The following is an 11860-nucleotide window of genomic DNA, read 5'->3' on the forward strand; positions in this document are numbered from 1 at the left end:
GCATTTCTATCGATTTGTTGAAATCTTCGCAGCGCAACTCCGGTCCCGTCTGTCGGCGCGTTTCCCGATCAGTTCATATTTGCGTCGACCAGATATCCGCTTTTGCGGGTGAAAGCAGTGTTTGATTTTATCATTGAAGCGGTGCGCTCCGATGCGCTGATGGGACCGTGACGGCTAAGCGTCCGCCTGGTCTCGGTGCAGGCTGCGGTAGCGCGCAGGAGACTGTCCAACAACGCGCCGGAATGTGGCGGCAAAGGCACTGTCTGAGCTGTAACCGAAGGATTGAGCGATCCGTGACAATGACTCATTGCCACGACGCAGCCTTGCTGCCGCAAGCCGCATCCGCCAGTTGGCAAGATAATCTATCGGTGAGGATCCAACAGTAGCGCGAAATCGCTCGGCGAAGGCCGAGCGTGACAGTCCTGCAAGTTCGGCCAATGCATCTACTGTCCATCTGCGCGCCGGTTGCGAATGGATCGCCCGCATGGATGGCGCAAGGCGTGCGTCGGCAAGTCCAGCAAGCCAACCCGGATGCTGCGAGGTCTGGCGTGCCAGGTAGGCGCGCAGAACGTGGATGAATACCAACCGAAGCAGATCGTTGCAGGCTATGCGCGAGCCAGGCGCTGCACCGTTCCATTCGAGATCAAGCTGTTCGAGCAGGAAAGTGATGGGACCAGTCTCCTCGCGCTCGATCACGACGACCGGTGGAAGGGCATCAGTCAACAGGGAGCCGTCGACCGTGTCGAGACTGACACTGCCGCCAAGAAGCACGAAATCTCGACCATCTCCGACACAAACGTCCAAAGCACCACCCGCGAACACTTCGCTCGCGGGAATCGGCTTCGCCTTTGGATCGCCACAGAGTGTAAAGGCCCTGCCGCTCACCACGAGACAATCTCCGGCTTTTACCCACATGGGTGCCTCACCGTCTGAGAGCAACCATGCGCCGCCCTGGCGGATAGCATTGAACTTGACATATCCGGGTGGTGGGAAGGCAACTGACCAGTTGCCACCTGCGGCAAATCGTACCGTAAACAGGGCTTGCGCATCGATCACGCTTAGCACATCGGACAAAGCATCCTGATTATATTGGACGATCACGACAAAAATCCGGCGTTTGCGAACTGGAGGCTCCGATATCTTATCTGATATAAAAATCAGCACAAACAAAAAAGGAGTGCCGATATGTCCGAGCAAAAACCGATTGGATCCCGTTTTAACGCGGCAAGCACAGCGCATGATGTGGTGGCGGAGATGGACCTGTCCGGCAAGACGGCGGTTGTCACGGGCGGTTATTCGGGTCTGGGAATCGAGACCACAAGAGCGCTTGCCGGTGCTGGTGCCACCGTCATTGTGCCGGCCCGAAACGGCGAGAAGGCGCAGCGCACGCTTGCTGGCATCGAGAGAGTGATCATCGAAACCATGGACCTCGCAGATCCGGCATCCGTCGCGGCATTCGCAAACAGAATGGTCGCGAACGACACGCCGATCTCGATCCTGGTTAACAGTGCGGGTATCATGGCGACGCCGCTGGCCCGAGATGCGGATGGACATGAGAGCCAGTTCGCGACAAACCATCTCGGGCATTTCCGGCTAGTGGCAGGGTTATGGCCCGCACTCCTTAAGGCGAAAGGTGCTCGTGTGATTTCCGTATCTTCGAGAGGTCATCAGATTGCGCCTGTTGATTTCGACGATGTCGACTTCACAAAACGCGCCTACGATAAGTGGCAGGCTTACGGACAGGCGAAAACAGCCAATGCGCTCTTTGCTGTCGGACTCGACCGGCGCGGTGAACAACATGGTGTGCGGGCATTCTCTCTCCACCCCGGTGTCATTCTAACAGATCTTGCCCGGCATCTGAGCGAAGACGAGATTAACTCGTTCGATGTCTATGACGAGAACGGTAACCGTCGCGTTGACCCATCACGCGATCTCAAGAGCCCGGAACAAGGCGCTGCTACCAGTGTCTGGGCGGCAACCCGTCCTGAGCTTAATGGCATTGGCGGCGTTTATTGCGAGGATTGCGAGATTGCTTTGCCGCAGAGCCAAGCTGACGGGAACAAGGGCGTTGCGTCTTGGGCCATGGATGTTGAGGCGGCAGAGCGGCTTTGGACACTGTCGGAGCAACTGACGGGGCAGTTGCTAGACACGCGTAAGTGACGCGTGACCCTTGGCCCACAGTACGAAGCCCAGCTGCGCGCGTCGGACCCGACGAAATGCGCGGTAGAATTTCACTCGATGGGTCAAGATTGCGCATTATGGATTTTCACGCAGCGGCAAAGTCTTTTCGGATCAAGGCTGGTTTCGGTCGAGCGTTTTTTTGGCAGACATTAAGGATTTCAGACTAATCATCTCGACGGTTCCGGCACATGTCGTGCTTAAGGTAATTCCGGTCTCCAATATTGCGAGGTACGCCTTGTCCATAATTAACATTCCACTGCCCCTGGACAAGTCGAGCCGCGTTATGTTGATCGAGTTGCTTGACGAGGCAGAGGCATTCCTGTGTCAACTCGTTGTGTCCGGCGAGGATAGTCTGGGTGTGCGGTTATTCGCGTCCAACCTGTATGATGCTATGATCAATGCATGGCGTGGGGATCCAGCTGTCCCTGGTAGTAGCGCCCAAGAGAGATTTCGCGCCGCGCGCTTAAAGGTCGCATCTACGAGCGATGCGGCTTTAATCGCAGCCGGACTAAGTGGAATTCAGTTGCAAGCCGAGCTATTCGCGTTGATGAAACGCGCTGACGACTACAACGAGTTCGGGGGAAGACAGCATCTGGCAAAAGTCGTCCGTCATCTGGATGGATTGTTGAAATCGGCCGGGCTTGAGAATGTAATGGGTAAGGTGAGGGACTATCTATGGGCTTCGCTTTTTGACAGTAATCGTCCTAACCGACGAATGTATCACTAGCTCGTGCCATCTGCGTTGCTCTGTCAGGAGTGAATGAGAACTGACAAAGCTTGATCTTGTCTTTTGTCAGTGGCTTTATGCAGGCAACCGCGTTTTAGCCAAAGCCATTTCGTTGAATGTTCTCAGTAGGTAACAGAAACCGTAGGACAAAATCCCGAAAGGCCGGTCCGCCGATTGACCCGATTCCGTCGGCCTCTTTCACTTCACCCAGATGGCCAAGGAAAGCGTCAAGGCCATTTGTTTTGAACGAGCGTGTGCACGTGCATTCGCTCCTCAGCATCAGGTGCTCGCTGTCAGCGCAGGACGTCCGCAGTCTTATATCAGTCGTGATAACAAATGTCGCAAATACGCTGAACACGTTCAGGCACGCACAATTTCCAGTCTCCGGGCATTCGGTGGATGCTGGGAATATGGCCGCGGCTCTAACGCACTAAACGCTGTACTAAAAAATGTGCCAGATGAGGCGGGAAATACCTGCTCAGTAGAGATCTCGCTTTAAGGTCTCTCGCGCTCTGTTTACGCGGCTTTTTATTGTACCGATCTTACAGCCACAAATCTCGGCTGCGGCGGCATAGCTTGTCCCTTCCGCAACGAGCATCAGGGCCTGTCGTTGTCTAACGTCCAGATCCCGGATCGCGAGCATTACCTGATCGTGTTCTAATTTCCATTCTTGTTCTGGTGTGGTTGTCATGCATTGATGAACCGATAGTGGGAGGCCCACGTGTTCCCGCTTTGCGACTTTGTAGCGACTGCAAAAGCTATTTCGTAGAATGGTAAAAAGCCAGGATTTGAGCGACGTACCGGGAGTAAAAAGATGCGCGGAACGAAGCGCCCTGAAAATTGCTTCCTGTACCAGATCTTCAGCGTCTTGATCCGTTCGCACAAACCGGCGGGCGAACACCAGAAGTGTAGTGGTGAATCCCGCGATCTGGTCCTTGAGTAAACTGATCTCGTTTTCGTTCGAAACCCGTAGCGTAGCGCCGATTATTTTAGGATTACTCATCTTGGCTTCCTCACATGGGATAGGAATGCCTTTACGTGTATCTGGTTGCCGTACGGCACCGTACGATGAGAAGTCTGGGGGGTTAGCCCAGTAAAGAGACCAGCTTCTCTGCGGGTGACTAAAAACCGCTAAACTTTTGCTTTCGTTTGCAGTTGGGGGCTGACGGCTCTCATACATGTTCATTCTGTTTCCGTCGTCAGTGGTCACTGAAAAGGCGGGTTACTTAGGATCTGCGCTTATTTCAGGCGTGTGCGAAGAAAATCAGGAACAACGTCAAACGATCAGAGTTAGGAGGCGAGTGGAGGAAGTACACATGACGAAAAAAGACAATATTGAGCAGATCCATCAGGACAGCAAACCGCAGTTTGCCCGGGGCAAAAAATCATCCAGAAACAACGGAGTGTCTAGTGCCAAGCCCCGCGTTATCACGGGGTCAGATGATGCGACTATAAATAAGGCGCCGCCTGGGGCCAAAAAGCCAAGCAAGGACTGGGATATAAATTACGATCCGTAACGCGGGTGGAAAGCTTTTGGCTTGTTTACGTATAAATGCGGAATTCAATGTTCCCCAAGCCCCACAACGTCACGTCATGACCGGAAAATAACGGTACGTAAAGGACCATCAAGATACTGCGAGGCGGCAGTCGGGTGACCCTTGTACTCCCCTGCTAAATCTACGCTATTTTGAGATCCCAGAAAACCATGCGGCGTAAGGTGTTTTTCTTACAAGCTGCCTATTGAAATCCGGTTCCTCGTCGTTCCACCACACAGGACCGCGCTCGCCCAGCGCCACCTTTGCAGTGTCGACGCGGCTGCGTGCAGCAGCCAGACGGTCAGGATCACCCTCAGCCTGCCGAACCGCACGACGCGCTGACATTAACTGTTTGACCAAATGCCGTTTCGTCTGCTCATCGAGAAATGGATTGCTTGCTCGCCACAAACGTCCGCGCACGACAAAGTATCTTCCGTCCGGCGTGTGGGGATATTTTGATGAAGGCGACTGCTCGTTCATAACAAAGTTCGCTGCACTGGTTCCGACACCACGGTCGGCTGCAGTTCGCTTCTTCGTGTAAGCTCTGTCTGCGCACTGAAACGCACATCGACATCTCTGTCGTGGAGGAATTCAGCCAGCGTTTCGACACTGAGACGGTCCCAGCTCTTGCCTCGGTTACTACCGGTGGGCACCCGTGGCAAAAGGCCAGGTTCATTGCTCCACGCGAGCAACTGTTCGAGCGATGTGGCGTTCAACTGGTCTCGCAGGTGGTGAGCCGTGACATAGGCGTCCGGCATGGCCCGGTGCGCTGGAAGTCCAAGCTCGTGGATAAGGCCCTGAGGCATACGTTGGTAACGCAGCATCTGATTGGAAAATCGTGGAAGTTCCGGCCACATTCGGAGCGCGCATTTCCATGTGCAGATCCAGGGCAGGCCACCGGTCATGTGCGGCGTGCAATATCTCTGTTCGAAGGTCGCGCGATGCGCAGCTAAAGCATCAATTTTGCCGTCAGGACGCAGTATAGATCGCGCTATTTCTTTCCAGTAGGGCGCATCGGCAACCTCACAGTCGAGAATGTGATGAACAGCCATCGTATCAGGAGATATAGGCCTACCCGGATTAACCAACTGCGATCCCCGTTCGCTCGACACGACCCAGCCATCGGCGCTGTCGAAAACCACGTCCTGCCAGCCAATCTCGCACACGTCGCTTTGGCCGTTTCCTGCCGTCTCAAGGTCAATCACGCGAACTCGAAATGTTGACATCGCACTGTTCCTGCGGATCAGCCTGACCACTGAACCATCTTATGAAGCGTTTGGATTATTGAGGCGGCTCTGCTTCAACGATCAACACCTGATCGGGCGAATATCGCTTCGCCACCTCTTCCAGCTTTGACATGGTGCGGCCAACGAGTGTGACTTGGGCCCCCTCACTCAGAAATCTCTCTGCTGTTGCCTTGCCAATTCCGGATCCAGCTCCGGTGATGATGATAACCTTATCGTGGAAGCGCTGCATGAAATTCTCCCGACATATGTGATGACTTCTCGTCCGATAACGATGGTCTAAATCGAATGTTCCGAACACCATCAGGCCTGCATCGTCGTGACAACTAAAATAAGCGATAGGTAATCACGCAGTTGTTAGCCATGGTGACGGCTGAACAGGGGAACAAAGGCAAGTCAGACTGGTTTCGATAATTCCATTGGGCCCCTTATGATGTCATCACAACTCGCCGTATTCACCTTCGTCACTTGCATGATCTTTTCAGTCGTTTTCTTGGTAGTGGGTTCATCCAACGCGAGCGCGTTGGAGCGTCCCGGACGAGTCGCAGTCCACGGCCAAGTTACCCAGCCAACCGCTTTTCGAACCCATGAGCTTTTCACTGCACAGATCGCTCAAATCCAGGCCAACGCACAGAAAAGCCGACACTTGGTTATCTTTTTCCACGGCATCAGAGGAGGGGGGAGTCAGTTTACCACGATCGGAAAATCGTGGGAAAAGACCTTGGCGAATACGAGCTTCGTGTATCCCGATGCGCCTTTCGCTCACAGATCGGGTGGAAGGCAGTGGTTCGTAGTGGATGACCAAGTTATGCGTCCCGATCGCATCCAGGGAGCGCGACGTGCTTTTGACGAACTGGTATCTGAGATCGTGAGACGAGAAGGTTTCGAAGGTAACTTGCATAACGTTGCTTTCGTGGGTGTGTCGCAAGGCGCAATCATGGCTTTGGACGCAGTCGGCAATGGGAGATGGAAAGTAGGCGCCGTCGTTAGTTTTGCCGGCATGCTGCCATTGGCGATCTCTACCGGTAACGACACACGCGTTCTGTTGATCCATGGTCGCGCCGATAAGACTATTCCGTCGGCTGCCTCGGTCGCTGCCGGCACGCAATTGAAGGCTGCTGGGTTTGATGTGACAGTGACATTGCTTCCAGATGTTGGTCACACGATCTCCTCATCCGGAGCGCAGAAGGCATCTATGTTTCTCCAGAGCTATTTCAATCGCTAACCCGACAACAAAGCCGATGAACATCGGTTATGGCAATGATTTGAACTCAGTTGATCGGCCTTTCGTTCGGCGACTGAATTTGCAGGTTGACTGCTGCTCCCAACTCGATCGATCCTGACATCATCACGTCGCAGTAGACACCGAGTGTCCTGCGATTTTTGCGGACGATATTCCGCAATATTTCTGGTTCTTCCTCAAGACCCGGCTGACCAATGAAGGTCATTCCACAACGTTTCGTGGGCTCTGAGACATTCAATGTGGTGGGACCAATACTCAACTTCGCGCCGAGCCAATCTGTCTCTGCAAAGCTTGCTTCACAATCTGTTTCTATCAAGATATTTGGCCGAAAGCGCCGCGGATCGTTAGCACTTTCTGGAGCTGTTTTTACAATCTCACAAAGCGAGGCAGTGGTCAGCAGGTGGAGGGGTGCCAGATCATATCGATTACTCACCTGTGGGAGCGAAACATTTTGGGCGGTTGGTTCACCATACTGGCCTACAGCCACGTCAAATCCGAAATGATCCCTCAGGTTTGGAAGCAACCCTGGTTCATTGACGTCTATTCGACGCCCGTCGGGGAAGCAAATCTGGGTAATGTCATTATCACAGGTGCGGCTGCTCAAGAACAAGGCAGGACGCCACCGGCTGTCCTTCTCGGGCACAGCCACTGCCCCTGAGCAAGCATCGAACAGAGCATACTGACGGTCGCCGCAAATCCCTGAGCCATTCACCTTCGCCCGATGACACCGTTCTCCGCCCAGTGAACTGACCGGGTAGCGCCAAATCTCTTTTACTATTCCGATTTTTTTCATTATCAGCCAACGCTTGACGAATTCAGCTGTTCCACAGCCTCTGTTATGCCATGCGAAGTATGGGCGGCTGATCCACCGCAATGTCCGCCAATATGGCGTTTGCTGCCGTCTTTCCCAGTTCAGCAGCACTTGTGATACCCTGAACGAAGGGACGCTTGTGCAAGAGGAATGGAATTGCCACACAGTAAAGTCGGTTTGAAAGTGCCGTTGCTCCCCGTGGTCGGTACGCCTCGTCGATCTCGATGCCACCTGTCTTTTTAAGGTTGACACTTTCGCCATCCATGAAACGACGTGCTGGCTCAGGCGTGTTTGCCGCCTGGATTCCGCGTTGCTTTAACAGGGTGGGGAAAGGCAGTTCACGAACAGACAAGCTGCTTTGTCCGGTCGCGTCGATGAAACTGCTGAACTGTTGTTCTCTATCGCCTGTCCGGATTCGTGCTCCGCGTTCGAGTCCCTCGGTCTCAATGTCATAGTCCGATCCGAGCTTAAGAATGTCCAATCGGCCAGCGTTACGCAGTGCCAAAAGCCGACGAATAGAAAGATGTGGAACCGTCGCGTACTGATCGATAAAAATACCCTTGAATGACCGGTTAAAACGCGTGAGATCGGTTGTGTCGAGGTGTGGTATCGCTTTCTCTATAATCTCATGCGTAATGAGAATGGCGTATCGCCACGGAATGGTGAACTGCAGCTGGAAATTGAGGTGCGCTTCCGCAAGGTTTGTCGCCGCCCATACGAATGGATCAGTGTCTGAACGCCGCCCATAGTAAGCGTCCGCGAATGTGTCTACCGACAGGTGACTGAGACCGATTTCAGCCGAATAGTCAGGATCAGCTGCCAACAACTCTCGCTGGAAAAGATCAAACACCCGATCCAGCAGGCCCTGAGAACCGATATTGACTTCGTTTTGGATGGCTTCATACGTACAAATTTGTGGTTCTATATAGGGAAGTGGGCAATAGAAGTCAGCTTCGGGCAATAAGCCCTTCCGGGACATCATTGTTGCGTGAAAGTCCTGGTGTCCTGCACTTGTTACGTACTGCAATGTTCCCCCGTCGTCACAAACGAATGAACCACAAGAGGTCGCAACTGTTAGAAGTGCATCGATGCCGCTGAGCGACGTGCCAAGAATGCCAAGTCTGCCATGGCCGATCTCTTGCAGTTCTGTAGCGGGCCACGGCGACGCAAAATATCCGGGTTTGACCTGAGTGTTTTCAGGCCAGTTGTGACCCGTGGCCATAACGACATGGTCGAACACGGCGTCAAAATCCCCGTCGAAGCTGGAGACTTTAACACGGATATCGGTTGTACCGAGCTCGATGTCGTTAACCCTATGGCCGGGATAAACCTCAACGCGATGGCCGTTGGTTTTTCCAACAGATAGGATCGCCTGAAATTGATCGTGAAAATAGTCTCCGATCACTAGGCGCGGATAAAATTCGCGATCATTTATTGATGATCGGTTTATGCTGAATGTGCTCAGATAGTCGTCGGACTGACGGTTAAGCCAATCCACGAGCGTTTCCATCAACAGCGGTATCTCGATGCTGGGAATATTTGACAACATAACCGGATCATTTGCCCCCGGCAGGTAGGGTGTTCCCTTGCCCGCGACAAGTTCGGCATCAAACACGCTAATTATCAGCGGAACTGGAGAGGCAACCAGCGTCTTAAGTGTAAAAATGCCGGTTGGGCCTGAACCGATGATGCAAATTCTGGTATTCATGCAAGTTACTCCACATCGCCCACTGCGGCGGCAATGTGTAATGGTAACGGTCGCTATTGTGTTCCGCTAACAAGCTCTGTGTACGTTGACGGACTAAGCCATGCACTAGGTTAGACACCACCATTTCGATCCCTGCCGTTGAACGATGCAAAGAAATAGCACGCTCAGGCCGACACATCATTGAACTACGACACGATCAGATCGGTAAAATTTGCCGCTAACGCTCTCGAACTCCAGGGCAGATCTCGGAGAGAGCAGAGCGATCTTTTAGGCGCGGCCCATAAGTCTGGATTTACAGATCACCTGATCGTCGACACCTATGGAAAAAACATCGGAACCGGGAACATTTTCCGAAGCGGATGGTTAGGTACGCTGTTCTAAAACAGCAGTCCAAATCGCATCACCGGTTTTCTCTTTATACAAATAGGTTGAATACAATGACTGACGTCAAAAATGACTGGATTAGCGCCCGAGCCTATGCTCTTTGGGAACGAGATGGGCAAGCACACGGCAAGGATGTCCAGCACTGGCAACAGGCCGCGGCGGAATACGAGCGCCGTGACAGAACCCGCGCATCGGTTGATGGTGCTGACGTGAAACTTGTGCGCGCGAAGTCGAAAAGCGAATCCAAAAGCTTAACGAGTGGCCGAAAGCTAAAAGCCTCGCTGGTTAGCACGGAGGCAGTCCAGCCGGTCGTGCGGGCTGAAATTTAAGGCCGGGTCAACAGACCGGTGCCCGGCTGGTAAGCGGCCGGGCCTGCCCCATTTTCAAAACCTATCTTATTATGCGCATGAGAAGTCCAGCATTTCGCCGACTGATGGCCTGGATGCGGATTTTAACGACCGGAATGCAGTCCATTGAGACGAGACGAACGTCGATGGCCGGGACCCGTTTGTCCCGCGATAGCTGCCATGGACATCGGTGACACTTGTTCCCACCGCTTGCGCGTCTTGTCTGTCCGGCAATTTTCGTTTTGCCCTACATAATGGCAGTTGCGTCGTGTACCCAATGTTTGCGACCCATCATGGAAACGCGCTCTCTCACTGCCATTCCTCAAGACATGTATGATCCCATATCTTGCAATCTGTCAGCGCAGGTCGCGGATCGACGTGATTAGTTCGATGATGGAGTGCTCCACTGGCCCCCGACAATCAAAAGGCCAGGCTAAATCTCAAAATAAATGACAACCATCGGCCAGCCGCGGTTTGTCGTCAGTTACGTCCGTGGCTATCACAGCACCAGTACGTTTGCTTTGAGCGCGGCGGTGACAAATGCTTCGCGCGCGTCATCGCAACGTGCCTGTCTTTTCAACATTCTCATGCAACTCAGCCACGCTGACTCAAACTCGGTTCCCTGTTTGGTAGGCCAACTGTGGGCCATACACTGCAGCGCATCTTCCGGTCCTCTCACATGCGCGCTGGAACCCGCTGCGGTTTTAATACGAACTGGGACCGGCCAGACCGGTTTAAAAGTGGTGTCGATAACCATCATCACGTCATTCCTCCAAAAAAGTCCTAACTGCGACAAGCTCAGAGTGTTCCGCAGAGATAATCAACTGCATCACTTTTTGTAGCGTCCAGAACCACTGTTTAACGGTTCATCCCCTCCGCCATCCTAAACGGACGCTCGCGACAGGGCCGTTCGATGGAACCGTTTCCAGTATTCAAGGTTAGGGATGCTTAAAAGGGAGGAGCGTTGTCATGACCAATATCGGCTATTGTATCAGCCCGCACGAAAACGGATGGGCCGTCATGCAGGGCGGCTTGATCAGGGGTGTCTATCCGAGCGAGCTCCTGGCAGAAAAGTCTATAGAGGAAGGATCCGACCAGGACACGCCAAAAAAGACAGCTGAACACCATACAATGCAGACGTCTCGAGGTTCCGCGCATTCCCAGGAGAGCGACCAACCGGTCGTGTCTGTGCCAGACAATGTATCGTTGCCGTTAAAGGATGACGTGCAGGAAGTCAGAGTTCCGGCCGACATTTCCGGGCGCGACCTGTCCACCGGAAAGCTCTAGCAACCGCGGTCCTAGGCGATACCAAAGTGTGAACAGGATGAGAGCCGCGGGCTCTGTTTCTGCAAGAGGGTGCATCTCCCGGGGTAAGCGGGGTCAATACTGGCTGCGACGATGGCGAGAGAGCACGACCGGGGGATAAGCGGAACCTTCAGTGAAAGCTGACCGATACCGGGTGATCCTGCTACTTCCACATCAGTCTTGCTGGTTGTTTCTATTGAGCTCGCAAGGCTCTCTCGCGATCAGGCGTTGTCTGCTTTTTTTTGAAAAAGTCCGCCTGCTCATTCGCTGCCTCCTGCGATCCGCAAAACAGTTCAACAAAGCCGCTGAGTGCGAGGAAATTGCTGATCAGACCGCCTGAACTCGATAGGCGGTCCATAAGGCGGTATTTGACGC

The 11860-nt window shown here is 53.4% G+C and carries 14 protein-coding genes; 6 read left to right on the forward strand and 8 right to left on the reverse strand.

Annotation, left to right across the window (positions count from 1 at the left end; translation table 11 throughout):
* Positions 1 to 174: 174 nt before the first annotated feature.
* A complete protein-coding gene (locus IB237_RS17845) occupies positions 175 to 1101 on the reverse strand; it encodes an AraC family transcriptional regulator (RefSeq protein WP_192490046.1) in 927 nt (308 codons plus the stop codon).
* Positions 1102 to 1185: 84 nt separating this feature from the next.
* On the opposite strand from IB237_RS17845, the gene IB237_RS17850 reads away from it, so the two are divergent.
* A complete protein-coding gene (locus IB237_RS17850) occupies positions 1186 to 2160 on the forward strand; it encodes an oxidoreductase (protein ID WP_192490047.1) in 975 nt (324 codons plus the stop codon).
* 160 nt (positions 2161 to 2320) lie between these two features.
* Positions 2321 to 2908 (forward strand): hypothetical protein, encoded by a 588-nt coding sequence (locus IB237_RS17855; protein WP_192490048.1) that lies wholly within the window; start codon positions 2321 to 2323, stop codon positions 2906 to 2908.
* Positions 2909 to 3386: 478 nt separating this feature from the next.
* On the opposite strand, the gene IB237_RS17860 is transcribed toward IB237_RS17855, so the two are convergent.
* Positions 3387 to 3911: a sigma-70 family RNA polymerase sigma factor gene (locus IB237_RS17860; protein ID WP_192490049.1), complete on the reverse strand. Its 525-nt coding sequence runs from the start codon at positions 3909 to 3911 to the stop codon at positions 3387 to 3389.
* A 313-nt stretch (positions 3912 to 4224) separates the two neighbouring features.
* On the opposite strand from IB237_RS17860, the gene IB237_RS17865 reads away from it, so the two are divergent.
* Positions 4225 to 4425, forward strand: a complete 201-nt coding sequence (locus IB237_RS17865) for a hypothetical protein (protein WP_192490050.1) — start codon at positions 4225 to 4227, stop codon at positions 4423 to 4425.
* Between the two features lie 165 nt (positions 4426 to 4590).
* Here the strand turns inward: IB237_RS17865 and IB237_RS26575 are convergent, their stop codons facing one another.
* The 3 genes from IB237_RS26575 to IB237_RS17880 form a co-directional block, all read right to left on the reverse strand.
* A complete protein-coding gene (locus tag IB237_RS26575) occupies positions 4591 to 4788 on the reverse strand; it encodes a hypothetical protein (protein WP_371815349.1) in 198 nt (65 codons plus the stop codon).
* A 131-nt stretch (positions 4789 to 4919) separates the two neighbouring features.
* Positions 4920 to 5669 (reverse strand): exonuclease domain-containing protein, encoded by a 750-nt coding sequence (locus IB237_RS17875; protein WP_192490052.1) that lies wholly within the window; start codon positions 5667 to 5669, stop codon positions 4920 to 4922.
* Between the two features lie 55 nt (positions 5670 to 5724).
* Complete coding sequence (locus IB237_RS17880) at positions 5725 to 5919, reverse strand: SDR family NAD(P)-dependent oxidoreductase (RefSeq protein ID WP_192490053.1); 195 nt, start codon at positions 5917 to 5919, stop codon at positions 5725 to 5727.
* A gap of 198 nt (positions 5920 to 6117) precedes the next feature.
* Here IB237_RS17880 and IB237_RS17885 point away from each other — a divergent pair, with 198 nt between their 5' ends.
* Positions 6118 to 6912: an alpha/beta hydrolase gene (locus tag IB237_RS17885; protein WP_246788066.1), complete on the forward strand. Its 795-nt coding sequence runs from the start codon at positions 6118 to 6120 to the stop codon at positions 6910 to 6912.
* Between the two features lie 46 nt (positions 6913 to 6958).
* Here IB237_RS17885 and IB237_RS17890 read toward each other — a convergent pair whose 3' ends face one another.
* A complete protein-coding gene (locus IB237_RS17890) occupies positions 6959 to 7723 on the reverse strand; it encodes an MOSC domain-containing protein (RefSeq protein WP_192490054.1) in 765 nt (254 codons plus the stop codon).
* A gap of 43 nt (positions 7724 to 7766) precedes the next feature.
* Complete coding sequence (locus IB237_RS17895; RefSeq protein WP_192490055.1) at positions 7767 to 9449, reverse strand: FAD/NAD(P)-binding protein; 1683 nt, start codon at positions 9447 to 9449, stop codon at positions 7767 to 7769.
* Between the two features lie 437 nt (positions 9450 to 9886).
* On the opposite strand from IB237_RS17895, the gene IB237_RS17900 reads away from it, so the two are divergent.
* Entirely contained in the window at positions 9887 to 10162 is a 276-nt protein-coding gene (locus tag IB237_RS17900) for a DUF2934 domain-containing protein (protein ID WP_192490056.1), read from the forward strand.
* A gap of 517 nt (positions 10163 to 10679) precedes the next feature.
* Here IB237_RS17900 and IB237_RS17905 read toward each other — a convergent pair.
* A complete protein-coding gene (locus IB237_RS17905; protein WP_192490057.1) occupies positions 10680 to 10940 on the reverse strand; it encodes a DUF982 domain-containing protein in 261 nt (86 codons plus the stop codon).
* Positions 10941 to 11149: 209 nt separating this feature from the next.
* On the opposite strand from IB237_RS17905, the gene IB237_RS17910 reads away from it, so the two are divergent.
* Positions 11150 to 11467: a hypothetical protein gene (locus IB237_RS17910; RefSeq protein WP_192490058.1), complete on the forward strand. Its 318-nt coding sequence runs from the start codon at positions 11150 to 11152 to the stop codon at positions 11465 to 11467.
* Positions 11468 to 11860: the final 393 nt, after the last annotated feature.

Origin of the sequence: Agrobacterium sp. AGB01 (assembly GCF_014851585.1) — a bacterium.
Lineage (GTDB): Bacteria > Pseudomonadota > Alphaproteobacteria > Rhizobiales > Rhizobiaceae > Agrobacterium.

Coding starts and splice junctions, on each gene's coding strand:
- IB237_RS17850 (WP_192490047.1), top strand. CDS start 1,186: ATGTCCGAGCAAAAACCGATTGGATCCCGTTTTAACGCGGCAAGCACA.
- IB237_RS17900 (WP_192490056.1), top strand. CDS start 9,887: ATGACTGACGTCAAAAATGACTGGATTAGCGCCCGAGCCTATGCTCTT.
- IB237_RS17865 (WP_192490050.1), top strand. CDS start 4,225: ATGACGAAAAAAGACAATATTGAGCAGATCCATCAGGACAGCAAACCG.
- IB237_RS17905 (WP_192490057.1), bottom strand. CDS start 10,940: ATGATGGTTATCGACACCACTTTTAAACCGGTCTGGCCGGTCCCAGTT.
- IB237_RS17910 (WP_192490058.1), top strand. CDS start 11,150: ATGACCAATATCGGCTATTGTATCAGCCCGCACGAAAACGGATGGGCC.
- IB237_RS26575 (WP_371815349.1), bottom strand. CDS start 4,788: ATGTCAGCGCGTCGTGCGGTTCGGCAGGCTGAGGGTGATCCTGACCGT.
- IB237_RS17895 (WP_192490055.1), bottom strand. CDS start 9,449: ATGAATACCAGAATTTGCATCATCGGTTCAGGCCCAACCGGCATTTTT.
- IB237_RS17860 (WP_192490049.1), bottom strand. CDS start 3,911: ATGAGTAATCCTAAAATAATCGGCGCTACGCTACGGGTTTCGAACGAA.
- IB237_RS17885 (WP_246788066.1), top strand. CDS start 6,118: ATGATGTCATCACAACTCGCCGTATTCACCTTCGTCACTTGCATGATC.
- IB237_RS17880 (WP_192490053.1), bottom strand. CDS start 5,919: ATGCAGCGCTTCCACGATAAGGTTATCATCATCACCGGAGCTGGATCC.
- IB237_RS17890 (WP_192490054.1), bottom strand. CDS start 7,723: ATGAAAAAAATCGGAATAGTAAAAGAGATTTGGCGCTACCCGGTCAGT.
- IB237_RS17875 (WP_192490052.1), bottom strand. CDS start 5,669: ATGTCAACATTTCGAGTTCGCGTGATTGACCTTGAGACGGCAGGAAAC.